Origin of the sequence: Acidovorax sp. PRC11, assembly GCF_031844105.1 — a bacterium.
In the GTDB taxonomy this organism is placed as follows: domain Bacteria; phylum Pseudomonadota; class Gammaproteobacteria; order Burkholderiales; family Burkholderiaceae_C; genus Paracidovorax.
Window position 1 is genome coordinate 183,045 of record NZ_JAUZUQ010000006.1, and the last position, 22,255, is coordinate 205,299.

Genomic DNA, 22,255 nt, shown 5'->3' on the forward strand with positions numbered 1-22,255 from the left:
GCCGAGGATCAATCCGCCGTGATCTTCCGCTCCCGCACGATCCGCCCCCACTTGGCGTATTCGGTCCCGATGAACTTGCCCAGGTCTTCGCGCGTGCCGGGCGCGGCGGTCTGGCCGTGCTTGAGCAGGTTCTCGCGCACGTCCGGAGCGTTGAGCACCTTGACGATCTCGGTGTTCCAGCGGTCCAGCAGGGGCTTGGGCGTCTTGGCGGAGGCGACGAAGGCGTACCAGTTGGTGGCGTCGAAGCCCGGGTACGTCTCGGCCACGGTGGGCACGTTGGGCAGGTAGGCCGGGCGCGCCAGGCCGGTGGTGGCCAGGGGAATCAGCTTGCCGGCCTCGATGTGCGGCAGCGCGGACGGGGGCGCGGCGTAGAAGGCGGCGACGCGGCCGCCGAGCACGTCCTGCAGGGCCGGTGCGCCGCCCTTGTAGGGCACGTGCACGGTATCGATCTTGGCGACGTCGTTCAGCAGTTCGCCGGCCAGGTGGGCCGCGGAGCCGGGGCCGGTGGAGGCGAAGTCCAGCTTGCCGGGTTCACGCTTCGCCTTGGCGACGAATTCGCCGAGCGTCTTCACGCCGGTGCTGGCGGGCACCACGAGCACGTTCGGGAAAGTCACGCCCATGGTGATGGGGGCCAGGTCCTTCAGCGGGTCGTAGCTCACCTTCATCATGTGCGGCGCGATGCTCAGCGGGCCGATGGAGCCGAACAGCAGCACGGAGCCGTCCGCCGGGCCGTTGGCGACCTGGGCGTGGGCGAGGTTGCCGCCCGCGCCGGGCTTGTTCTCGACGATGACGCTCTGGCCGATGTTCTCGCCCAGCTTCTTGGCGATGATGCGGGCCGCGATGTCGGCCGAGCCGCCGGCGGCGAAGCCGACCACGAGGGTCACGGCCTTCTTGGGGGGAAAATCTTGGGCTTGGGCGGCGGTGCCGGCGAAGGACAGGCCGGCAGCCAGGGCGGCGGCCAGCACGAGGGGGCGTCTTTGCATGTTTGCTTGTCTCCGGAATGGGCCGCCATCCTAGGCAGCGCGCAATAATTTGTGAATTGCAATTTATAACGAGACTAGTGCATGCTGCGCATCAAATTCGATCTGGCGGAACTGCAGGCCTTCGTGGTCACCGCGGAGAAGGCGAGTTTCCGCCTTGCGGCGGAGGCGCTGTGCCTTTCGACGCCGGCCCTGAGCCGGCGCGTGGAGCGGCTCGAAGAAGCGGTGGGCGTGCGGCTGCTGGAGCGGACCACGCGGCGCGTGGAACTGACGCAGCTCGGGCAGGAGTTCCTGCGCGAGGCGCGGCAGGCGCTGGTCGGGCTGGACGAAGCCGTGCAGCGGCTGGACGACCACGTGCGCCTGCGCAGCGGCCGCGTGACGATCGCCTGCGTTCCCTCGGTGGCCAACCATCTGCTGCCGCGCGTGCTGAAGGCGTTCGCCGACGCGCAGCCCGAGGTGCAGGTGCACGTGATCGACGAGAACGCCACCGAGGTGCTGGCAGCGGTGGCGCGCGGGACGGCGGATTTCGGCCTGAGCTTCACGGGCAGCCAGGACGCGGCCCTCCGGTTCCAGGCGCTGACGCGCGAGCGCTACGTGCTGGCCATGCCGCGCGACCACGCCTGGGCGCACCGCGCCGAGGTGCCCTGGGCGGACCTGGCCGGGCAGCGGCTGGTGTCCGTCTCCAACCGCAGCAGCAACCGCCTGCTGCTGGACCAGGCGATGGCGGGGCTGCCCGGGCAGCCGGTGGCCTGGTACGAGTGCAACCACGTGACCGGGGCCCTGGCGCTGGTGGAGGCCGGCCTGGGCCTGGCGGCCCTGCCCCAGCTGGCGTTGCCGCCGGACCATCCGCGGCTGCGCGGCGCGGCGCTCATCGATCCGGACCTCTGGCGCACCCTGGGCCTGCTGCAGCGCCGCGACCGGGCGCTGAGCCCCGCGGCGGCGGCGCTGCACGAGCGGCTGGTGCGGACGTACGCCAGCGGCTGAGTGCGACGGCGCGTGGCGCCACCGCGTGCTGCCTGATTCCGCTCCGCCGGGTCTCTAGAATCCAGCCGCACCGCGCTGCCTGCCAGCGCCCGGCCTGGCGACTCCGGCGCCCGCCGGGCACGGGCATGGGCCCGCGGGCGTTTCCTGATTTTTGTCCGTCTGCCTTGCCTTTCCCGAAGACCATGAATTTTTCCGACCGCCTCAAGCAACTGCCCTCCGTCGCCCACCTGTCCGCGCTGCACGTGCTCGGGACCGGCGGCGAGCCCGTCGCCACGCTGGAGAACAAGCCCGGACAGGCCGGCTCGCTGGCCGTGTACCACGCGCTCGCACAGCTCTACGGCGGGCGCATCACGCCCGCGGCGGCCGCGCTGGGCCTGGAGTGGTATGCGGAGCACACGGCGGATGCCGAGGCCCATCCCGGCAAGCATCCCAACATCGACCGGCTGGTGGAGTGGGCCAGGGCCGGAGCGGAATACGCGGTGCGGCTGGTGCCTGCGCCGGCCGCCTGACCACGGGGCTGCGCCGCTCCCGCATCCGGGCTGCAGCAGTGCTGCCGCCGGCGATCCATACGAAGGCTGGCAGCGTCAGACGGGAACGCGAGTGGAAGTGGCTGCCCGGCATTTGACGGATCGCCGCCTGGACAATGGACGCTCGCCCGCTGCCCGACGGCGGCGATTTCCCATGCCCACCGCTGCCGGACCCGTATGGCTTCTTTCTCGCCCTCTTTTTTCCGCAGGTTCTCCCCACGCGCCGCCCGCACGGCCGCAGTGCTTGCGCTCGCCGCCAGCCTGGGCGCGTGCTCCGGCGTGGGCACGCTGAACGCCCTCACGCCGCGCAGCGCAGCAACCGTGGACACGGGCGTGGCCTACGGCCCCCTGCCCCGCCAGCGGCTGGACGTGTACCGGCCCGCGGCCCCTGCCCCGGTGGATGGATGGCCGGTGGTGGTGTTCTTCTACGGCGGCACCTGGAACAGCGGAGAGCGCGGCGACTACCTGTTCCTCGGGCAGGCGCTGGCATCACGCGGCGTGCTGGCGCTGGTGGCGGACTACCGGCTCTACCCGGAAGTACGGTATCCGGACTTTGTGCGCGACAGCGCGCTGGCCGTGGGATACGGGCTGGAGCAGGCCGCACGTTGGGGTGGCGATCCGCGGCGCGTGTTCGTGATGGGGCACAGCGCGGGCGGATACAACGCGGCGATGGTGGCGCTGGACCCGCGCTGGCTGGCGGCCACGGGCCATGCGCCGCGGGAACTGGCGGGCTGGATCGGCCTGGCGGGGCCCTATGACTTCTTCCCGACGGACAACCCGGACGCACAGCCGGTGTTCTTCCATCCGGACTATCCCGCGCACGCGCAGCCGAGCGACTTCATGCCGCCGCCGGCCGCTGGCGCACGGCCCAGCTCCAGCGCCCTGCAAATGCCGCGCGCGTTCCTCGCCGCCCCCGAACGCGACCGGCTCGTGAGCCCCGAACGCAGCACGCTGCAAATCGCGCACCGGCTGCAGGCGGCCGGTGTGCCGGTGGTGTTGAAGACGTACCCGCGCGCAAGCCACACGACGCTGGTGGGCGCGTTCGCGTGGCCGCTGCGGTGGGTGGCGCCGGTGCTGGACGACGTGTCCGGTTTCGTCGCCTCGGCGCCGCCTACAGCTGCGACTCCAGCAGGCCGGTGACCTTCTCGGCCATTTTCTCGGTCCAGGGGCGGTTCAGCCAGTCCGCATGCGTCATGCGGCGGGAGCGGCGGATGTCCTGCTCGAACACTTCGGTCTGCCGGCGCGCGAACGCCTCGTCGTAGACGTTGAGGTTGGCCTCGTCGTTGAGGCGGAAGGAGCGGTTGTCGAAATTGGTGGAGCCCACGGACACCACGCGCCGGTCCACGATCATGACCTTGCAGTGGTACATGGTGGGGCCGTACTCGTAGATCTCGGCACCGGCTTCCAGCAGCGGCCCCCAGGTGCCGCGCGAGGCGGCCTTGACGGTCTCGGTGTCGGTGTGCTCGCCGGGCGTGATGATGCGCAGGCGCACGCCGCGGCGCAGCGCGTCCATGAGCAGGGCGCGCGTGAGTTCGTCGGGCACGAAGTAGGCGGCCGAGAGGTCGATGCTTTCCTCGGCCGCGGTGACGGCCATGTGGTACATGAGCTGCATGCTCTCGCTGCCGCTCGACGGCGAGCTGGAGAACATCTGCGCGCGCTGCGTGCCGACGGGCTCCAGCTTCGGGAAGTAGGCGTCGCCATGGAGCACGCGCCCCGTCACTTTCAGCCAGTTGTCGAGGAAGGTGGCCTGCAGGTGCGCCACCGCAGGGCCCCGCACGAGATAGTGCGAATCCCGCCAGTGCTCCGGGTCCTGCCCGTCGCCGGTCCACTGCGGGGCGATGCCGACGCCGCCCGTGAAGCCGGCCACGCCATCCACGATGAGCAGCTTGCGGTGCGTGCGGTTGTTGAGCCGCGCGAGGTTGTACCAGTGCGGCTTGTGGAATTTCTCGATCTCCACGCCGGCGCCGCGCATCTCGTCGAGGTAGCTGTCTTCCATCTTCGAGCTGCCGACCCAGTCGAGCAGCACGTGCACCCTGACGCCCGCGCGGGCCCGCTCGCTGAGGGCGTCGGCGAACTGCTTGCCGATGTCGCCGGACCAGTAGATGTAGGTCTCGAAGGTGATGGAGCGCTGCGCCGCGCGGATCGCCGCGAGCATGGGCGGGAAGATGCGGTCGCCGTTCTGCAGATCCGTCACCTCGTTGCCGCCGACGATGCCCGGGCCGAGCAGGTGCGACATGGCGCGCTCGAACTGCGGGCTGGAGGTGCCGTAGAGCCGGGGCAGCTGCTGGCGCACCTGGGGTTCGCCCGCCGTGAAATTGAGGACCACCAGCGCGGCGGCGGCGGTGGCGATGAAGGTGAGCACGACGGTGAGCAGCGTGCGGCCGGGTTTCTGCATGGCGGCGATTGTCTCGGCCGGTGCGGGGCCGACCTGTAGGCCGATACCTCCAGCCGCCTACACTGGCGGACGTTCCATTTTCCGGGCCGCACGCGGCCGCGCCCTGCCCCTTCCATGCCCACCATGTTCCGCTCCCTCCGCACGTTCTCCGCCAGCCCTCCGGACGCGCCCGCCGAATCACCGGCATCCACCGCCGGCAGGCGCGTTCCGCCCCGGGCGCCGTCCCGCCGCGCGGTGCTGGCGGCGGGTGCGGCGGTCGGCGCGCTGCATGCCTGGCCGGCCGTGGCAGCCGCTTCGGCCGCGGCGAAACCCACCCCGGCCCCCACGCCCGCCGAGGCCGTCTGGCCGCGTGCGCTGCAGGTGCCGGGCGGCGTGGCGCGGCTGTCGCTGGGCCCGTCGGCGGCGCGGCCGCAGGCCCATGCGGGCGACGTGCCGCTGCTGGTACTGGGCGATCCGATCGAGTGGACGGCGCTGGTCGGCATCGCGCTGTCCGCGCCCACGGGCACGGCGACGATCCGGGTGCAGGCGGCGGACGAGGCGGCACGCGACATCGCCTACCGCGTGGAGCCGAAGCGGTACAGGGAGCAGCGGCTGACGGTGGCGCCCCGCACGGTCGATCTTTCCGCCGAGGACAACGCGCGCTACGAGCGCGAGCGCGCGCACCAGCAGCAGGTGATGGCCACGTTCTCCACGCCGCTGCCGCGCGCCGCGGACCTGGCGATGCGCCAGCCCGTGCCCGGCCGGCGTTCCAGCTCGTTCGGGCTGCGGCGCGTGTTCAACGGGCAGGCGCGCAATCCGCACAGCGGCATGGATATCGCGGCGGCCACCGGCACGCCCGTGGCGGCCCCGCTGCCGGGCAAGGTGATCGACACCGGCGACTATTTCTTCAACGGCGGCACCGTCTGGCTGGACCATGGCGGCGGCCTGCTCACGATGTACTGCCACCTGAGCGCGATCGACGTGCAGGTGGGCGACACGCTCGCCGCCGGCCAGCCGTTCTGCAAGGTGGGCGCCACCGGGCGCGTCACCGGGCCTCATCTGCACTGGGGCGTGATGCTGAACCGCACGATGGTGGACCCGGCACTGTTCCTGCCCGCATGACGCGCCGCGACCATCGCACTCCGCCACCGCTATCGCGGCCCGCAGGCGCGGGGCGCGGGCCGGGCGCGCTCTCCCTGCCACGGGCCGCGCGGGAGCCGGTATCCGCCGCGCCCGCGCGCCTGCTGCGCTTCCACAAACCCTATGGCGTGCTGAGCCAGTTCACGCCCGAGGGCCGCTGGCGCGGGCTGAAGGACTTCATCGATCTGCCCGGCGTGTACGTCGCCGGCCGGCTGGACGCGGACAGCGAGGGGCTGCTGCTGCTCACCGACGACGGCGGGCTGCAGGCGCGCATCGCCGATCCGCGCTTCAAGATGGAGAAGACCTACTGGGTGCAGGTGGAAGGCGTGCCGGACGCGGCGGCGCTGCAGACGCTGGAGCGCGGCGTGCAGTTGAACGACGGCCTGACGCTGCCGGCCCGCGTGCGGCGCCTGGACACCCCGCCGGCCATCGGAGAGCGCGAGCCGCCGATCCGCGTGCGCCAGCACATTCCGGACACCTGGATCGAGCTGGTGATCCGCGAGGGCCGCAACCGCCAGGTGCGCCGCATGACGGCGGCGGTGGGCCACCCGACGCTGCGGCTGGTGCGCGCGGCGATCGGGCCCTATACCCTGGAGGGCCTGGCCCCGGGCACTTGGGAAGCAGTGCCGATACCGGCGTCCCTCGCGGCGCCCCGCCCCTCCGGCAGCGGGCGCGGATAGCGCAGTCGCCCGCCGCCATCCCATCATGTGGGCGGCACGGTACGTGCAGGAGGCCCCCGATGCCGGCACCGGCATGCCGGTCCGCCGTTTCCGAGGCGCCGCGCCCCCGAGGGCGTAGCATGCGCGCTCCCCCTACCTTTTCCGCCCGGGCGGCCTGCGTGGCTCCGGGCTGCCCGCCGTGTCCGCTCTACCGCCCCGCTCGCCTTCCACCCCTGCTCCGGACGCTCCGGCGCCCCGTCCCGCCAGCATCTACTGCGACCCCGGTTTTCTCGCATTCGCCATCGCGCGCGTGGCGGCGATGTTCGCCACGCAGGTGCAGGCCGTCGTGGTGGCCTGGCAGGTGTACGACCTCACGCGCGAGCCCATGGCGCTGGCATTCGTGGGGCTGGCGCAGTTCCTTCCCATGCTGGCGCTGCTGCTGCCGGCCGGCGACCTGATCGACCGCGTGCCGCGCAAGCGCATCCTCTGCGCGAGCTGGGGCGTGGGTGCCGTCTGCAGCGCACTGCTGTGGTGGCTGTCGGGGCACGGGACCGCGGGCGTGGCGGGCATCTACGCGGTGCTGGTGCTGTTCGGCGCCTCGCGGGCGTTCTCGGCGCCGTCGCTGCAGAGCCTGCTGCCGCAGGTGGTGCCGCGCGAACGGCTGGCATCGGCCATCGCCGCCAACTCGATGCTCATGCGCACGGCGGCCATCGGCGGGCCGTTCATCGGCGGGCTGCTGTACGCGGCGGGCGGGGGCGAGATGACCTACGCCGTCTGCTTCGTCTCTTTCGCGGTGGGAGCGCTGCTGATGCTGCGCGTTCCGGTGGCGCACGCCGCACCGCTCGGGCCGGTGCTGGGCACGATGCGCGAGCGCTTCGGCGAGGGCATCCGCTTCATCCGCTCGCGGCCCATCATCCTGGGCACGATCTCGCTGGATCTGTTCGCGGTGCTGCTGGGTGGCGTGATCGCGCTGCTGCCCATCTACGCGCACGAGGTGCTACACGTGGGACCCGAAGGGCTGGGCGCGCTGCGCAGCGCGATGGCCATCGGCGAGGTCGGCACGGGCTTCTACCTGAGCATGCGGCCCTTCAACCGCCGCGTGGGCGCGACGATGTTCACGGCCGTGGCGGTCTTCGGCGCCGCGAACCTGGTGTTCGCGTTCTCGACCGTGTTCGCCCTGTCGTTCGCCGCGCTGATCGTGGCGGGGGCGGCCGACATGGTGAGCGTGTACATCCGCGGCTCGCTCGTGCAGTTCTCCACGCCCGATGCGATGCGCGGCCGGGTGAGCGCGGTCAACATGCTGTTCATCGGGTCGTCCAACGAACTCGGGGAGTTCCGCGCGGGCACCAGCGCGGCCTGGCTGGGGGCGGTGCCGGCGGCCGTGGCGGGCGGGCTGTGCACGCTCGGCGTGGTCGGTGCGTGGGCGTGGATGTTCAAGCCGCTGCGGCGGGTGGACCGCTTCGAGGAGGCATCGCCCCAAGCGGCCCCACTCGCAACGCATTCGCGGAAATGACGTAGTCGCAGGAAGACGGGTGAGACCGTGCCCCGCACAGCGGAATAGTGATCAATATATATTACTGTTGAGTGGCATTTTTATCGATTAAATGGGAAGATTCTCGGCAGCACTGACCCTTTGCTGTGAAATGAATGGTTCAGCCGAAAGTGGATCGTGCAATTTCATAAGAAAGAGAATTCGATGAAAAATGCGAAAGTGCGAACGCAGTTGCTGATGGCTTTCGGCACCATGGCGGGACTGATCTTTTTCATGTCCTTGTTTGGCGTGCTGGCTCTGGGTCATGCCAGGGACCGGTTCGATGGGTATGTGGAAGGCATCGACGCGCGCAACCAATTGGCCGCGCAACTTCGCAGCGCCATCAACGACCGGGCGATCGCTGCCCGCAACACGGTGCTGGCCATCTCGCCGGCCGACATACAGGCCGAGAAGGCGCGTGGCGAGCAGGCCCATGCCCGCGTGCAGAAGGCGCTGGCCGCGCTGAAAGAGCGCATCGCCGCCGCCGACGACACCTCCGAGCAGGCGCGCGCCCTGGTCGCGGAAATGGACCGGATCGAGCAGAGCTACGCGCCCGTCGCCCTGGGCATCATCGACCTGGCGGTGCGCGGCGAGCGCGCCCAGGCGATCGAAAAGCTCAACCGGGAATGCCGCCCGCTGCTCGACCGCTTCTCCGCCACCGCGACCGAGTATGCGCAGCTGTCCGAGCAGACGGCCCACCGGCTGACGCAAGAGGCCGCCGGGCGGCTCGCCAGCGAGCGCTCCGCCATCATTGCGGCGGCGGTGCTGGCGTTCGCCATTGCCACCGTCGCGGGCATCGTCATCACGCGCAGGCTCACCCAGTCCCTGGGCGGAGAGCCGGGCGAGCTGCGGCAGATCGCCGAACAGGTGGCGAGCGGCGATCTCTCGCCGATGCAGCGCCATGGCGACCCCGTGCCCGGCAGCGTGCTGGCCTCGCTCGCGAGCATGCACGCGACCCTCGCGCACCTCGTGGGCGACGTGCGCCTGGCGTCGGACTCCATCGCCACGGGCTCCAGCGAGATCGCCACGGGCAATGCCGATCTGAGCCGGCGCACCGAGATGCAGGCGAGCGCCCTGGAGGAGACCGCCTCGGCCATGGAGCAGCTGGGCGCCACGGTGCGGCACAACGCGGACAACGCCCGCGTGGCCAGCCAGCTCGCCACCGGCGCGACCGACGTGGCCGGCCGCGGCGGCAGGATCGTCGAGCAGGTGGTCAGCACCATGGAGGAGATCAGCGCCAGCTCGCGCGAGATCGCCGAGATCACCGGGGTGATCGACAGCATCGCCTTCCAGACCAACATCCTCGCGCTCAATGCCGCCGTGGAAGCGGCACGCGCGGGTGATCAGGGGCGCGGCTTCGCCGTCGTCGCGGCGGAGGTGCGCACCCTGGCGCAGCGCAGCGCGGAGGCGGCCAAGGAGATCCGCGCACTGATCATCGGCAGCGTCGAGAAGGTGGACAAGGGCGCCGGCCTCGTCACGCAGGCCGGCACCACGATGTCGGAGATCGTCGCCGAGATCCGCCGCGTGAGCGAGATCGTGGGCGAGATCAGCGTCGCGAGTGCCGAGCAGAGCGACGGCGTGCTGCAGGTCGGCCAGGCGGTGTCGCAGATGGACCAGGCCACGCAGCAGAACGCCGCGCTGGTGGAGGAAGGCGCCGCAGCCGCCGCCAGCCTGCGCGAGCAGGCGCGGCGGCTGGAGACCTCCGTGGCCGTGTTCCGCGTGCCGCTGGCCCTCGGCGGCATGGAGGGCGCGGCCCTGTCCCGTCTGCCCGCGTAAGCGGATCCGGCGCCCCGGCCTCGGGACGCCGCCAGCGGCAACCGGCGGCAGCGACCCGTCGCGGCGGCCGGCTCCCTGCGCAGCGACTAAAAAAACGGGGGTGGCTAGAATCCGCGCCACCCTTGTCCACCCCGCCCCGCGCGCCCGCCTTTTGCCCTGCCACGCCTCCACTCCCTACCGCCTGCGCCACCCTGCACTGCAGCCACGCCCATCCGTACCACGCGGCGTGAAACGGCTCGGCGGGCTGCTGCTCGCGGCCTGCGGGCTCGCCTTCTCCGGGATCGCCGCGGCCACGCCGCACGCGAAAGCCGCCAGCGCCCATGCGACCAAGGCCCCGCAGGAGGAGCAGCCGCTGCACGTCTGGCACTGCTGGGCATCGCCCGGCGAGCAGCGGCGCAGCGAGGTGCTGGCCCGGCATCTGGCGCGCCACGGCGTGCGCTGGACCATCGACGAGCCGGTCTGCGTCAACGGCAACAGCGCGCTCTCGGTCTTCACCCAGCGTTTCCAGCACCGCCTGCCGCGCCCCGCCGCCGTGATGACGGCCGGTGAAGGCGCGCCGCCCCTGGCCGCCAAGGGACTGCTGCTGCCGCTGGACGCCGTCGCGCGCGAGCAGGAATGGGAAGAGGTCGTGCCCTACGCGCTGCAGGACTGGGCCCGCTACCGCGGCCACTGGATCGCCGCGCCGCTGTTCGTGCATTCCACCAACCTGCTGTGGTTCAACAAGCCGCTGCTCGACCAGTTGGGCGGCACCGCGCCCGACACCTGGGACGAGCTGATCGCGCTGCTCGAACGCGCCCGGCAGGCCGGCATCGTGCCGGTGGGGATCGGCTCCGACGCCTGGGAATACTCGTTCTGGTTCGAATCGGTGGCGGCCGGCGCGGGCGGTGCCGAGTTCTACCGCCGCTTCTTCCTGGAGCACGACCGGCGCGCCTACGACGAAGCCGTGGTGCGCCGCATCTTCGCGCGCATGGCGCAGTTGCGCCCTTACCTGCGGGCGAACGCCGCGTCGCGGGACTGGAGCGGCGCCAGCAGCCTCGTCGAGCAGGGCAAGGCGCTGCTGCAGATGCAGGGCAGCTGGCTGAACGGCGAGCTGCGCCAGCGCGGCATGGAGGCGGGCCGCGACTACCTCTGCCCGCGCTTTCCCGACACGCAGGGGATGGTGCTCTACATCGGCGACCAGGTCGGCTTCGTGCGCGGCGCCGCGGCGGACCCGGCCACGCAGCGCGCCTTCATGCGCATGGTGATGGACGTGGATTTCCAGCGCGAGATGGGCATCGCCAGCGGCGCCGCGCCCGCGCGCGTGGATGTGCCCGACACCGGCGCCGACCTGTGCGGCCGCCAGGCCATCCGCGACCTGCGCAGCGCGAACATGCGGCGCACGGTGCTCGCGGCGTTCTCGGCGCTGTCGCCGCGCTCGGTACAGCAGCACATCAACGACATCGTCATGCAGCACCTGCAGGGCCGCATCGACGATGCGCGCGCCACCGAACGGCTCAAGGACCTGATCCTGGGCACCGGGCCGGTGGGCCCCGAGCGCTGAGCGCGGATCGTCCGGTGCGGTTCGCGGCGTGCCGGGCACCCGGCGCCCCGGCACCGCGGCCTGCTGTCGTGCTACCGCTTCGATAGCACACCGACGAGCATGGGGGCGCCTCCTGGCGCGTTTCTCCTGATGAGATGGAAGGCACGCGGCAATACATCTGTGTCCGGTGGGTAAAACCTTCCGCGCCCCCTTGCGGGGCCCCGTGCGGCGGCGCACCATGCGCTCCACAGCCACTCCTCCTCCAACACCATGCTGTCCTCCGTGAACCCCGCCGGCCTGGGCGACACGCTCCCGCCCGCCGCCTTGGGACGACGCCAATGGCTCGCCACCGCCGCCATCGGCCTGTGCGGTGCCGCGGGCCTCACCCTGGTGGCGCCCCCGGGCGCATTCGCGGCCGAGGGCCCCGACGCGCAGCCGCTGCGCGACGCACCGCGTTCGCCCGCGGAAAGCGCGCGCCTGCTGGACCGGCTCACCTGGGGCGCGGACACCGCATCGATCGTAGCGCTGCAGCGCGTCGGCCCGGCCGCCACGGTGGCGGCACTGCTGCGGCCCGCGCCCCATGCGCCGCTGCCCGCGCAGGCCCAGGCGCAGATCGACGCGATGGCGATCACGCGCACGCCGATGGAAGCGCTCGCGATCGATCTGCAGGCGCGCCAGCAGGCGATCAAGGCGGAGCCCACGGAAGACGCCCGCAAGGCCGCGCAGGAGGCCTACCAGCGCCAGATGCGCGGCCTGCAGCGCGAGGCCGAGCGGCGCTTCGTGCTGCGCGCCGTGTACTCGCCCGCGCAGCTGCAGGAGAAGATGACCTGGTTCTGGATGAACCACTTCAACGTGTTCGCCGGCAAGGCCGACATCCGCGCCATGGTGGCCGACTACGAGGACCGCGCGATCCGGCCGCATGCCCTGGGGCGCTTCCGCGATCTGCTGGGCGCCACGGTGCGGCACCCGGCGATGCTGCGCTACCTCGACAACGCCCAGAACGCGGCGAACCGCATCAACGAGAACTATGCGCGCGAGCTGATGGAGCTGCACACGCTGGGCGTGGACGGCGGCTACAGCCAGCGCGACGTGCAGGAGATGGCGCGCGTGCTGACCGGGCATGGCGTCTCCCTGCGCCCGCTGGACGAACCGCCCCCGAAGCTCAGGCCCGAATGGGCGCAGCAGTACGTGCGGCGGGGCCTCTACGAGTTCAACCCGCAGCGCCACGACTGGCAGCCCAAGGAGCTGCTCGGCCGGCCGCTGCAGGGCCAGGGCATGGCGGAACTCGACGAAGCGCTCGACCGGCTCGCCCGCGCGCCGGCCACCGCGCGCTTCGTGACGCGCAAGATGGCCGCCTACCTCGTCGGCGACGCGCCGCCGCCCGCGCTGCTGCAGGCGCTGGCCGAGCGCTTCCAGCAAAGCGATGGCCACATCGGAGCGGTGCTGCAGACGCTGGTCGCGAGCGAGGCCTTCCAGGCATCGCTCGGCACGCGGCTGCGCGATCCGGTGCAGTACGTGATGGCCGGCCTGCGCCTGGGCTATGCGGACCGCGTGCTCGCCAATCCGGACCCGGCGATCTCCTGGCTGCAGCGCCTGGCCGAGCCGCTCTACGGGCGCGTGACGCCGGACGGCTACCCGCTGGACTCGGCCGCCTGGACCAGCTCCGGCCAGCTCGCCGTGCGCTTCGAGATCGCGCGCGCCCTGGGCGGCGCCGGCACGGGCGCGCTGTTCCGGGCCGAAGGCGCGCCGCCGCCGAAGGTGCAGCCACCCGCCATCGCGCAGAGCGCCGCCTTCCGCGCGATGGAGCCGCAGCTCGCTCCCGCCACGCGCGTGGCGCTGGCGCGCGCGGGATCACCGGCGGAATGGAACACTTTCTTGCTCTCTTCCCCCGAGTTCATGTACGCCTGAGGTGCGCGCCGGTCGTTGCAACCCAGAGCGCACGCGGGCACCTGCCCCACGCGCCGCCGATGAATTCGTCACCTTCCGTGCCGTCCCCGATGTCCAGGAAAGGCCTGCCATGACGCCTACCGCCTCCCCCCGATATGCCAGTGGAGCCGCCGGCACCACTCCGACGCGCCGCCGCTGCCTGCAGGCGCTCGCCGCCCTCGCGGCGCCCGGCGTGCTGCAGGCCAGCCTGGCGGCCACGCCGCAGGGGAGCGCGGACGCGCGCTTCCTGCTGGTCTTCCTGCGCGGCGGCTACGACTGCGCCAGCCTGCTGGTGCCCACCGCCAGCGATTTCTATTACGAGAGCCGCCCGAACATCGCGATCGCGCGGCCCGGCGGCGACGGCAGCGCCCTGCCCCTCACGTCCGACTGGGGGCTGCACCCGGCGCTCGCCGGCTCGCTGCTGCCGCTCTACGCGAAAAAGCAGGTCGCCTTCGTGCCGTTCTCGGGCACCGACGATCTCACGCGCAGCCACTTCGACACGCAGGACAGCATCGAGCTGGGCCAGCCGGTGGGTGCGCGGCGCGACTACCGCTCCGGCTTCCTGAACCGCCTGGCGCTGGAGCTGGGCGCGCAGCCGCGCTGGCACGATCACCTTGCGCCCATGGCCTTCACCGACACGCTGCCGCTGGTGCTGCGCGGCGGCTACGACGTGCCCAACACGGCGCTGGCCGCGGCCGGCGCGGCCAGGCCCGGCATCGACGAACGGCAGGCCGCGCTCATCGCCTCCATGTACCAGGGCACGCCGCTGGCAGGGCCGGTGGCCGAGGGCTTCCAGACACGCGACGAAGTGGCGCGCACCATGCAGGGCGAAATGGACGCCGCCAGCCGCAACGCGCTCAGCACCAAGGGCTTCGAGGGCACGGCGCGGCGCATGGCGCGCCTCATGCAGTCGCGCTACAACCTGGGCTTCGTGGACGTGGGCGGCTGGGACACGCACGTCGGCCAGGGCAACGCCACGGGCGCGCTCGCCAACCGCTTCGAGGAACTGGGCCGCGGCCTGGCCGCCTTCGCCGACGAAATGGGGCCGGCCTGGGACCGCACCACTGTCGTGGTGGTGAGCGAATTCGGCCGCACCTTCCGCGAGAACGGCAACCGCGGCACCGACCACGGCCACGGCAGCGTGATGTGGGTGCTGGGCGGCGGCATCGCCGGCGGGCGCATCGCGGGCGAGCAGCAGGCGCTCACCGCGACAACGCTGTTCCAGAACCGCGACTACCCGGTGCTCAACGACTACCGCGGCGTGCTCGGCGGGATCTTCGCGCGGATGTATGGGCTGAAAGGGAATGCGCTGGCCCGGGTGTTTCCGGGCGCGAAGCCGGAGGATCTGCGGCTGGCGTGACGGGCCTCAGCCCTGTGCGAGCGAACCCGACTGGAACGTGCCCGTCAGCAGTTCCGGCAACCGGTCCCGCCCCATGCGGAACCCGCAGGCCTGTGCGTGGCCGCCGCCGCCCATGCGGGTGGCGAGCACCGAGCAGTCGTAGCCGCGCTGCGAGCGCAGGCCGACCTTGACCTGCCCGTCCTTGCCGACCGCCCACATCAGCGCGAAGGTGCCGGACTGCTTGGACAGCATCTCGCCGATCAGGCTGTGGAAGGCGCCGGGCGCATTGACCATCAGGCCCTGCTCTCCGTCGAACACCAGCGGCTGCGCACCGCCGGCCACGTCGGCCGCGAGGTGGCGGAACTTCTCGTCCATCGCCTCGCCGCGCGCGACGAAGGCCTGCGTTTCCTCCGGCGTGAAGCGGGCGATGGCATCCCAGCGTGCGAAGTCGAACGGCTCCATGTCGAGCGCGGCGACGTAGCCGGCGGTCTCGGGGTACCTCCAGTTCCAGAGATCGCGGTCTTCGATGAAGCGCACCAGATCGGGCAGCGGGGCATCCGCATGGAAGAAGTCCCAGGCCAGGCGCGCGCCCGACTTGTCCATGTCGAAATGCACCACCCCGCAGCGGCATGAGAAGCCGGTGAGCTGTTCGGCGGCGCTCTTGTGGTGGTCCAGCATCACGAGGCGCGCGGCGCGCTCGTCGATCGCGCGCAGCAGGTCGGGCGGGAACGAAAAATCCAGGACGTAGACGTAGCGGCCCTCGAGCGGCGGCAGGTCCTCCACCGACTGCGCCTGGCCGTGCGAGAGGCCCACGCACTCCACCTGCCCGCCGTAGTAGCGCCATGCGGCCAGCGCGGCGCCGAAACCGTCGGCGCAGCGGCCATGGTAGAGCACCAGGGGCGAGGGATCGGTGGGCGACGGCGCCATGAGCAACGTCTGGGGCAGCAGGCTGCGGGCGGGGGCGGACGGGGCCGGCGCGGCCGAAGCGGCGCCGCCGGGAGCGGAATTCAGCGTGGTCATAGGTGCCGGATTGTCGGGCACGCGGCCTCCTCGTGGCCGGCGGGGCTGGCGCGCGCGGCTGCGGCGCGGAACAATGGCGCCGTGCGCAAGGCCGCCGGGCACGGCCCTGCACGGCGGCTTTCGCCGCATTGCCGCCCCGCCGAGGAGTTCCCATGCGCCTGTTCCGAAATACCCGCCATCCCGCCACCGCGCGCCGATCCACGGCCCGATGGCCTGCACTGTCGCCAGCGGCGGCGGCGTGCCCGATCGCGCTGGCGCTGGTGCTCGGCGGCTGCGCTGCCACCGCGCCGCAGGCTCCCAACGCCGCGGTCGGTCCCGCCGATGCGGCACGCCAGGCGACCGACCTCGCGGAGTGCCAGCGCTACGCGCAGCAGATCGGCGTGGCCCAGGAGACGCTGGACGGCATGTTGACCGGCGCGCTGGTGCTGGCCTCGCTGGTCTGGTCCGCCGGCGGCGGCCATGGATCGGTGCGCGACGGAGCCCTGGTCGGCGGCGCGCTGGGCGCCACGCAGGGCCTGAAGCCGCTCGAGCGCCGCCGGCACGCCGTGGAATCCTGCATGCAGGCGCACGGGTATGCGGCAGGCCCCTACGCGGTGGCGCCCGTGCCGCCGCCTGCCGAGCCTTCCGCAGGCCCCTTCCCGGCAGGCCCCGCACGCCCCACCATCGCGGTCGGTGCCGATGGCTTCAGCGCGCAGCAACTGGCCCGCACCCAGTCCTGCAGCGCCCAGCCCATCGCCGCGCTGGCGACCAAGGGTCCGGGCTTCGAGACGTACACCGTGGCCTGCGACAGCGGCGACGCGCTGGCGATACGCTGCGAATTCGGCAACTGCCGCGTGCTGCGCTGAGGGCGGGCCCAAGCACCTTCCGGCATCGCTGCTGCCACGCGCCACGGCCGGCAGCCGGTATGCTGCGCGCCCGATGATGCCCCTCCTGCCCGATACCCACCCGCCGCGCCCGGCCCATCCGCCCCTGCAGATCCTCTGGCGCGACGACGACCTGGTCGCCGTCTACAAACCGGCCGGCTGGCTGGTGCACCGCACGGGCCTGGATGCGGGCGAGACCCGATTCGTCATGCAGGCGCTGCGCGACCAGCTGGGGCAGCGCGTCTACCCCGTGCACCGGCTCGACAAGGGCACCTGCGGGGTGCTGGTGATGGGGCTGCACCCAGATGCCGCCCGCGCGCTGTCGCAGGCTTTCGAGCACCACCGCGTGGAGAAGCGCTACCTGGCCCTGGTGCGTGGCCACGCACCCGCCGGCATCCGCGTGGACCATGCCCTGCGGCCGGACGACGCACCGCCCCATGCCCCGGTGCAGCCTGCCCGTACGGAACTGCGATGCCTGGCGCGCCTGGAGCTGGCCGAAGCGAGCGACACGCGTTTCCCCACCACGCGCGCCGCCCTGGTGGAGGCGCTGCCCGAAACCGGCCGCCGGCACCAGATCCGCCGGCACCTCAAGCACATCGCCCATCCGATCCTCGGCGACGCCACGCACGGCAAGGGGCCCCTCAACCGCTGGTGGGCGGAGCGGCTGGGCCTGCAGCGGCTCTGGCTCCATGCATGGCAACTCACGCTGCCGCATCCGGCGACCGGGCAGCGGCTGGTGCTGCCGAGCGGTCTCCGCCATCCGCTGCTGGACGGCACCCCAAGGCAGACGGTACCGGCGCCCACCGCCCCGCCGGAACCGGCAGGCCCCGGCGCAGCGGATGGCGCCGTGGCCGCGGACCTGCGCGACTGGCAGCTCCGGGTGCTGTCGCTGCCGTGGGTGCATTGCCCGGGGATCGACGGTGTGAAGGACTGAGGGCCAAAGCACGTCGGACACGTCCTACCTCGGTTCGCGCCTGGCGCCGCCCTGCCTTGGCGGGCGGGCGCGGCACAGTCGTCGCGATTCCGGAAACCGACGCCCCGCCATGCCACGCTGCCCGCCCTGTTCTCTTTGCCACGCGGCATCCGCGGGATGCTTGCGCCACCCGGCCGCAAAGGCGCGGCCATGACGGAATGGTGGGAAATCATCACCGCCACCGCGGCCGGTGAGTTCTCCGACCTGCCCGATCTGGAGCAGGCCACGCGCATCGCCGTGCGGCTGGGCATGGCCGCCCTGCTGGGCGGCCTGCTGGGCTGGGAGCGCGAATACCGCGGCAAGGCGGCGGGCGTGCGCACCCACATGCTGGTGTCCATGGGCGCCGCGATGTTCGTGCTCGTCGCGGAACAGGAAGGCATCGCCCCGGCGGACAACAGCCGCGTGCTGCAGGGCATCATCGCCGGCGTGGGTTTTCTCGGGGCCGGTACCATCCTCAAGAGCGACGGTGCGCACCAGATCCGCGGCCTCACCACCGCGGCCGGCATCTGGCTCACCGCCGCCATCGGGGTGGCCGCGGGCCTGGGGCGCGAAGCGACCGCGCTGCTGAGCACCATGCTGGCCCTGCTGGTGCTGGGCGCCGAGCCGGTCCTGCAGCGGCTGCTGCACGGCAAGCAGCCGGCACAGCCCGCGTCCGCCCCGGAAGCATCCGGGGAACGCGCGGCCCAGGCCCGATCGCGCCCGCCGTCCTCCGGCTCGGACAACGGCAGCGAGACCGGCTCCACGGGGGGTGGACCGCCGCCGCTGTCCTGATCTCTCCTCTGCCAGGCGCGCCTGCGCAGCGCGGGCCCATGCTCCCGGGCCGGTGCGTCGGCAGAGGTGCCACACGCCGCCCGTCGCGATGCCTTCAGTCGCCGGCCCCGGACTCCACTTCCGAGAAATGCGGCCCCGCACCCGCGGCGCCCAGGCTGTCGTCCGGATTGCGCAGCGGGCAGGCCTTCAGCGACAGGCAGCCGCAGCCGATGCAGCCGTCGAGCTGATCGCGCAGGCGCGTGAGCGTCGCGATCCGCTGATCGAGTTCTTCACGCCATGCGGCGGAGAGCCGGCGCCAGTCGGCCACTGTCGGCGTGCGGCCTTCGGGCAGGGCCTGCAGCGCATCCGCGATGGTGGCGAGCGGCAGGCCCATGCGCTGCGCGATCTTGATGACGGCCACGCGCCGCAGCACCGAGCGCGGGTAGCGGCGCTGGTTGCCGCCGCTGCGCACGCTGGCGATCAGGCCCTTGGCTTCGTAGAAATGCAGCGCGGACACGGCCAGGCCGCTGCGCGCGGCGACCTCGCCCACGGTGAGGGAGGGCACGGCGGCACCGGCCAAGCCGCGGGACGGCGCACCGGATGGGAAGGCGGCGGCGCCTCGGGAAGAGGAGGAAGGCATGGTCCTGTCGCGCCATCGAGGCGGCAAAAAAGCGGTTGACCTCAAGTCTAGTTGAGGTTCGATACTGCGGACATGACGCACGCAACCCCCTCCCCGGCCGCTTCCGCCGCTTCCGCAATTTCCGCCACCTCCGCCACCGCTCCCGTTCTCACGCTGCGCAATCCGGCAGGGCTCTACGATCCCGCGCCCAACGGCTATTCGCACATCGCCATCGTGGAAGCGGGCGCCCGCACCCTCCACATCGCCGGCCAGGGCGGCGAAGACGCCTCCGGACGGCTCGCCGAGGGTTTCGAGGCGCAGGTCCGGCAGGCCTTCGACAACCTGCGCACCGCGCTGCATGCGGCCGGCGCGGCACCCCGCGACGTGGCCCGGCTCACGGTGCTCATCGTCGACCATTCGGAAGAGCGGCTGCGCACGCTGGGCGCCGCACTGCGCGAGGGCTGGGCCGGAGCACCGCTGCCCGTGTGCACGCTGATCCCCGTGCCGCGCCTGGCGCTCGACGGCATGCTGTTCGAGGTCGATGCCACGGCCGTGCTGCGGCCGGCATGAGTGTCCGCGGTTTTCCTCCACACTGTCCCTCCGAACGACACACCGTGACATCATCGATTCCCATGCCGTCAGGCCCTTCCACGCCGCCCTCCCACGACGCCTCCGCGCCCGCCGCCGGGCTGTCCCTGCCCGTCCTGCTGCTCATGGCCACCGCCTGCGGCCTGTGCGCGGGCGCGAACTATTTCAACCAGCCACTGCTGCATTCGATCGCGGTGCACCTCGGCGTGGGCGAGGCGACCGCCGCGCTCACCGTGACGATCGCGCAGGTGTCGTACGCCGCGGGCCTGCTGCTGCTCGTGCCGCTGGGCGACAAGCTGGAGCGGCGCCGGCTGATCGTCGGCCTGATGGTGCTCGCGGCCTGCGGCCTGTTCCTGAGCGGCTTCGCGGACAGCTTCGGCGCGCTGGCGGCCGGCACGCTGATGACCGGGCTTTTCTCGGTCGCGGCGCAGGTGCTGGTGCCCATGGCGGCCACGCTCGCGGCCCCGGGCCGCAGCGGCCGCGCGGTGGGGCTGGTGATGAGCGGGCTGCTGGTGGGCATCCTGGCCGCGCGCAGCGTGGCGGGGCTGCTGTCGGGCATCGGCGGCTGGAGCCTCGTCTACCGGGTGGGCGGCATCGCCATCCTCATCGTGGCGTTGGCGCTGTGGTTCGTGCTGCCCACGCTGCGCACGCCGCACCCGCCCAGCTACCTGCAGGTGCTGCGCTCGCTGGGAACCCTGGCGCGCCGGCATCCGCGGCTGCGCAGCCGGGCGCTGCTGGGCGGCCTCTCGTTCGGATCGGTGAGCGTGCTGTTCTCGACCATGGCGCTGATGCTCGCAGGCCCCGCGCACCGGCTGGGTGATGCGCAGATCGGGCTCGTGGGGCTGGCGGGCGTGGCCGGCGCGCTCATGGCCAACTGGGCGGGCCGCATGGCGGACCGCGGGCACGAGCAGTGGACGACGCGCGCCTCGGTCGCCCTGCTGCTCGCGAGTTGGGCCGCGCTGTGGCTCGGCGGCGCCAGCCTGGTCTGGTTCATCGTCGGCGTGCTGGCGATCGATCTCGCGCTGCAGGGCGTGCACATCAGCAACCAGAACGTGATCTATGCACTGGCCCCCGAGGCCCGATCGCGCCTGAACGCGGTGTACATGACGTCGTATTTCGCCGGGGCCGCGCTCGGCTCGGCCCTGGGTTCCGCCGCGTGGCAGCACGGCGGCTGGGGCGCCACCTGCGCCGTGGGGACGGCCGTGGCGCTGGCGAACGGTGCCGCGCTGTGGCACGACGCGCGGCTGGCAGGCCGTGGCGGGGTGCGGCCCGGGGCGGTGTGACCCTGCCGGAGGGTGGAAGACAACCGGAGGCCCGGGGGGCTCGCCAAGGTGACGCATCGAAAGCGCATGCTTCCACCGACTGGCGGCGTGGTCCGACACGCCCCACCACGGTCGAGCCGGTGTAATGGCATCTCCAGGAGGCCCCGCACGCCGCGCGGCCGGCCCACCAACCCATGCATTGCGAGGAGGACCGACCCATGCACGCAGAAAACGCGACCATCCACGGCGAAGTGACCTACCGCGAGGGCGACGGCATGCCCATCGCCATTCCCGAAGGACCAGTGGAACTCACCCACGCGGACGACAGCGTCACGCTGAGCTGGAAGGAACACGAAGAGAACGCCGCCGGCGTGGCAGCCATCCCTCGCCACGAATTCGACCGCTATGTGAAGGAAGGCGGAATCGTTCCGGAAGGCGGCAGCGGCGGCGGCGACGGTGACGGCCACGCCGACGGCAGCGACGGCTCGGGCGCCCCGGACGGTGGCGGCGACGGCGGCGACTGACCGTCCCCGCGCACGCGCTCCCGCCGGTCAGCGGATCGAGAGCGCGGCCGCCGCCTGCGCGAGCTGATCGCGTGCCGCCTGCAGATCGGTCTCCAGCGACCGGTCCGGGCGCCGGATGAACGGGCAGGTCAGGACCGCCAGTGCCTGGCCCTGCGGCCCGCGCACCGGCATCGAAATATCGATCACGCCGAAGGCCTGCTGGCTGTCGCCCTGCCACCAGCCCTGTGCCCGGACCTGCTCCAGGATGCCGTGCAGTTCCGCCGGCTGCATGGGTGCCTCGTCCCGCGCCTCCTGCAGGGCCTGGTGCTCGGCCAGCATCTCGGCGCGGCGCTGTTCGGTCTGGAACGCCAGCATCACGTGGCCCGAGCCCGTGTCGATCAGGCTCACCCGCACGCCCAGCCGGATCGACAGGCCCCAGTGGCCCGGTCCGTTGACCTGGGCCACCACCGTGATGTCCCCCCTGTTGTAGACGCCCAGATGGCAGGACTGCTGCGCCGCCATGGCGAAGCCTTCCATGACCGGCAGCGCCTGCGACACCATGCGCTCCATCGGCGGATGGGTGTGCCCCAGCACGAAGAGTTTCAGGCTGAGCGCATAGCGGTCGCCCTGCGGTGAGCGGGTGACGTAATCCCGCGCCACCAGCCGTTCGAGCATGCGGTAGATCTCCCCGGCACTGCGGTCCATGGCCTTGACGATTTCGGCGCGCGTCAGGCCATGGGGCTGGCCGGCCAGCAGCTCGAGGATGTCCAGCCCCTTGTCCAGGGCGGGAGCACGGTAGCGATCGGTTTCTTCTGTCATGGCGGGCTGGAAGTGGAATGGAGCGGCCTGCGCCGGACGTCCGGGCGGCACGGTGGTGCGGATGCTCTGGCCATCGCGCGGGAACGATCCGGCCGTGCCGCCG

21 protein-coding genes are annotated in these 22,255 nt (G+C 72.1%); 16 read left to right on the top strand and 5 right to left on the bottom strand.

Translation table 11 applies throughout. The features are described 5' to 3' along the window. Positions 1-8: 8 nt before the first annotated feature. Positions 9-983: a tripartite tricarboxylate transporter substrate binding protein gene (locus Q9R47_RS09130; RefSeq protein ID WP_311232889.1), complete on the bottom strand. Its 975-nt coding sequence runs from the start codon at positions 981-983 to the stop codon at positions 9-11. 81 nt (positions 984-1,064) lie between these two features. Between Q9R47_RS09130 and Q9R47_RS09135 the strand changes: the two genes are divergently transcribed. From Q9R47_RS09135 to Q9R47_RS09145, 3 genes are all read left to right on the top strand, one after another. Further along, positions 1,065-1,964, top strand: coding sequence for a LysR substrate-binding domain-containing protein (locus Q9R47_RS09135; protein WP_311232890.1), 900 nt, complete (start codon positions 1,065-1,067; stop codon positions 1,962-1,964). A gap of 182 nt (positions 1,965-2,146) precedes the next feature. Then, positions 2,147-2,473: a DUF2322 family protein gene (locus Q9R47_RS09140; RefSeq protein WP_311232891.1), complete on the top strand. Its 327-nt coding sequence runs from the start codon at positions 2,147-2,149 to the stop codon at positions 2,471-2,473. A 195-nt stretch (positions 2,474-2,668) separates the two neighbouring features. Next, complete coding sequence (locus Q9R47_RS09145; RefSeq protein WP_311232892.1) at positions 2,669-3,631, top strand: alpha/beta hydrolase; 963 nt, start codon at positions 2,669-2,671, stop codon at positions 3,629-3,631. Here Q9R47_RS09145 and Q9R47_RS09150 read toward each other — a convergent pair. Next, a complete protein-coding gene (locus Q9R47_RS09150) occupies positions 3,603-4,886 on the bottom strand; it encodes a phospholipase D-like domain-containing protein (protein ID WP_311232893.1) in 1,284 nt (427 codons plus the stop codon). The genes Q9R47_RS09145 and Q9R47_RS09150 overlap by 29 nt on opposite strands. A gap of 123 nt (positions 4,887-5,009) precedes the next feature. Here Q9R47_RS09150 and Q9R47_RS09155 point away from each other — a divergent pair, with 123 nt between their 5' ends. The 7 genes from Q9R47_RS09155 to Q9R47_RS09185 all read left to right on the top strand — a co-directional run bounded on the left by Q9R47_RS09155 (position 5,010) and on the right by Q9R47_RS09185 (position 14,776). Then, positions 5,010-5,987, top strand: coding sequence for a peptidoglycan DD-metalloendopeptidase family protein (locus Q9R47_RS09155; protein WP_311232894.1), 978 nt, complete (start codon positions 5,010-5,012; stop codon positions 5,985-5,987). Further along, the gene (locus Q9R47_RS09160) at positions 5,984-6,685 is read left to right on the top strand and encodes a pseudouridine synthase (protein ID WP_311232895.1); all 702 of its coding nucleotides are present in this window, start codon (positions 5,984-5,986) and stop codon (positions 6,683-6,685) included. The genes Q9R47_RS09155 and Q9R47_RS09160 overlap by 4 nt, the downstream gene beginning before the upstream one ends. A gap of 178 nt (positions 6,686-6,863) precedes the next feature. Beyond that, on the top strand, positions 6,864-8,177 hold the full coding sequence (locus tag Q9R47_RS09165) for an MFS transporter (RefSeq protein WP_311232896.1): 1,314 nt from the start codon (positions 6,864-6,866) through the stop codon (positions 8,175-8,177). Positions 8,178-8,360: 183 nt separating this feature from the next. Next, positions 8,361-9,971: a methyl-accepting chemotaxis protein gene (locus Q9R47_RS09170; RefSeq protein ID WP_311232897.1), complete on the top strand. Its 1,611-nt coding sequence runs from the start codon at positions 8,361-8,363 to the stop codon at positions 9,969-9,971. A 226-nt stretch (positions 9,972-10,197) separates the two neighbouring features. After that, positions 10,198-11,511, top strand: coding sequence for an ABC transporter substrate-binding protein (locus Q9R47_RS09175; RefSeq protein WP_311232898.1), 1,314 nt, complete (start codon positions 10,198-10,200; stop codon positions 11,509-11,511). A gap of 249 nt (positions 11,512-11,760) precedes the next feature. After that, positions 11,761-13,398 carry a DUF1800 domain-containing protein gene (locus Q9R47_RS09180; RefSeq protein WP_311232899.1) on the top strand — a complete coding sequence of 546 codons (1,638 nt, stop codon included), beginning with the start codon at positions 11,761-11,763 and terminating at the stop codon, positions 13,396-13,398. Between the two features lie 109 nt (positions 13,399-13,507). Beyond that, positions 13,508-14,776: a DUF1501 domain-containing protein gene (locus Q9R47_RS09185; protein WP_311232900.1), complete on the top strand. Its 1,269-nt coding sequence runs from the start codon at positions 13,508-13,510 to the stop codon at positions 14,774-14,776. Between the two features lie 6 nt (positions 14,777-14,782). On the opposite strand, the gene Q9R47_RS09190 is transcribed toward Q9R47_RS09185, so the two are convergent. After that, on the bottom strand, positions 14,783-15,682 hold the full coding sequence (locus Q9R47_RS09190; protein WP_311232971.1) for a DHHA1 domain-containing protein: 900 nt from the start codon (positions 15,680-15,682) through the stop codon (positions 14,783-14,785). 245 nt (positions 15,683-15,927) lie between these two features. Here Q9R47_RS09190 and Q9R47_RS09195 point away from each other — a divergent pair, with 245 nt between their 5' ends. The 3 genes from Q9R47_RS09195 (at position 15,928) to Q9R47_RS09205 (ending at position 18,382) form a co-directional block, all read left to right on the top strand. Continuing rightward, positions 15,928-16,620 carry a glycine zipper family protein gene (locus tag Q9R47_RS09195; protein WP_311232901.1) on the top strand — a complete coding sequence of 231 codons (693 nt, stop codon included), beginning with the start codon at positions 15,928-15,930 and terminating at the stop codon, positions 16,618-16,620. Positions 16,621-16,696: 76 nt separating this feature from the next. Then, positions 16,697-17,572 carry a pseudouridine synthase gene (locus Q9R47_RS09200; RefSeq protein ID WP_404977123.1) on the top strand — a complete coding sequence of 292 codons (876 nt, stop codon included), beginning with the start codon at positions 16,697-16,699 and terminating at the stop codon, positions 17,570-17,572. A gap of 189 nt (positions 17,573-17,761) precedes the next feature. Beyond that, entirely contained in the window at positions 17,762-18,382 is a 621-nt protein-coding gene (locus tag Q9R47_RS09205) for an MgtC/SapB family protein (protein ID WP_311232903.1), read from the top strand. A gap of 94 nt (positions 18,383-18,476) precedes the next feature. On the opposite strand, the gene soxR is transcribed toward Q9R47_RS09205, so the two are convergent. Beyond that, positions 18,477-18,926 (bottom strand): redox-sensitive transcriptional activator SoxR, encoded by a 450-nt coding sequence (gene soxR, locus Q9R47_RS09210; protein ID WP_311232972.1) that lies wholly within the window; start codon positions 18,924-18,926, stop codon positions 18,477-18,479. A gap of 147 nt (positions 18,927-19,073) precedes the next feature. On the opposite strand from soxR, the gene Q9R47_RS09215 reads away from it, so the two are divergent. The 3 genes from Q9R47_RS09215 to Q9R47_RS09225 all read left to right on the top strand — a co-directional run bounded on the left by Q9R47_RS09215 (position 19,074) and on the right by Q9R47_RS09225 (position 21,354). Beyond that, on the top strand, positions 19,074-19,550 hold the full coding sequence (locus tag Q9R47_RS09215; protein WP_311232904.1) for a RidA family protein: 477 nt from the start codon (positions 19,074-19,076) through the stop codon (positions 19,548-19,550). Between the two features lie 62 nt (positions 19,551-19,612). Continuing rightward, positions 19,613-20,851: an MFS transporter gene (locus tag Q9R47_RS09220; protein WP_311232905.1), complete on the top strand. Its 1,239-nt coding sequence runs from the start codon at positions 19,613-19,615 to the stop codon at positions 20,849-20,851. 197 nt (positions 20,852-21,048) lie between these two features. Continuing rightward, entirely contained in the window at positions 21,049-21,354 is a 306-nt protein-coding gene (locus Q9R47_RS09225; RefSeq protein WP_311232906.1) for a hypothetical protein, read from the top strand. A gap of 27 nt (positions 21,355-21,381) precedes the next feature. Here Q9R47_RS09225 and Q9R47_RS09230 read toward each other — a convergent pair whose 3' ends face one another. After that, positions 21,382-22,152, bottom strand: coding sequence for an IclR family transcriptional regulator (locus Q9R47_RS09230; RefSeq protein ID WP_311232907.1), 771 nt, complete (start codon positions 22,150-22,152; stop codon positions 21,382-21,384). Positions 22,153-22,255: the final 103 nt, after the last annotated feature.

Coding starts and splice junctions, on each gene's coding strand:
- Q9R47_RS09130 (WP_311232889.1), bottom strand. CDS start 983: ATGCAAAGACGCCCCCTCGTGCTGGCCGCCGCCCTGGCTGCCGGCCTG.
- Q9R47_RS09135 (WP_311232890.1), top strand. CDS start 1,065: ATGCTGCGCATCAAATTCGATCTGGCGGAACTGCAGGCCTTCGTGGTC.
- Q9R47_RS09140 (WP_311232891.1), top strand. CDS start 2,147: ATGAATTTTTCCGACCGCCTCAAGCAACTGCCCTCCGTCGCCCACCTG.
- Q9R47_RS09145 (WP_311232892.1), top strand. CDS start 2,669: ATGGCTTCTTTCTCGCCCTCTTTTTTCCGCAGGTTCTCCCCACGCGCC.
- Q9R47_RS09150 (WP_311232893.1), bottom strand. CDS start 4,886: ATGCAGAAACCCGGCCGCACGCTGCTCACCGTCGTGCTCACCTTCATC.
- Q9R47_RS09155 (WP_311232894.1), top strand. CDS start 5,010: ATGTTCCGCTCCCTCCGCACGTTCTCCGCCAGCCCTCCGGACGCGCCC.
- Q9R47_RS09160 (WP_311232895.1), top strand. CDS start 5,984: ATGACGCGCCGCGACCATCGCACTCCGCCACCGCTATCGCGGCCCGCA.
- Q9R47_RS09170 (WP_311232897.1), top strand. CDS start 8,361: ATGAAAAATGCGAAAGTGCGAACGCAGTTGCTGATGGCTTTCGGCACC.
- Q9R47_RS09180 (WP_311232899.1), top strand. CDS start 11,761: ATGCTGTCCTCCGTGAACCCCGCCGGCCTGGGCGACACGCTCCCGCCC.
- Q9R47_RS09185 (WP_311232900.1), top strand. CDS start 13,508: ATGACGCCTACCGCCTCCCCCCGATATGCCAGTGGAGCCGCCGGCACC.
- Q9R47_RS09190 (WP_311232971.1), bottom strand. CDS start 15,682: ATGGCGCCGTCGCCCACCGATCCCTCGCCCCTGGTGCTCTACCATGGC.
- Q9R47_RS09195 (WP_311232901.1), top strand. CDS start 15,928: ATGCGCCTGTTCCGAAATACCCGCCATCCCGCCACCGCGCGCCGATCC.
- Q9R47_RS09200 (WP_404977123.1), top strand. CDS start 16,697: ATGCCCCTCCTGCCCGATACCCACCCGCCGCGCCCGGCCCATCCGCCC.
- Q9R47_RS09205 (WP_311232903.1), top strand. CDS start 17,762: ATGACGGAATGGTGGGAAATCATCACCGCCACCGCGGCCGGTGAGTTC.
- Q9R47_RS09215 (WP_311232904.1), top strand. CDS start 19,074: ATGACGCACGCAACCCCCTCCCCGGCCGCTTCCGCCGCTTCCGCAATT.
- Q9R47_RS09220 (WP_311232905.1), top strand. CDS start 19,613: ATGCCGTCAGGCCCTTCCACGCCGCCCTCCCACGACGCCTCCGCGCCC.
- Q9R47_RS09225 (WP_311232906.1), top strand. CDS start 21,049: ATGCACGCAGAAAACGCGACCATCCACGGCGAAGTGACCTACCGCGAG.
- Q9R47_RS09230 (WP_311232907.1), bottom strand. CDS start 22,152: ATGACAGAAGAAACCGATCGCTACCGTGCTCCCGCCCTGGACAAGGGG.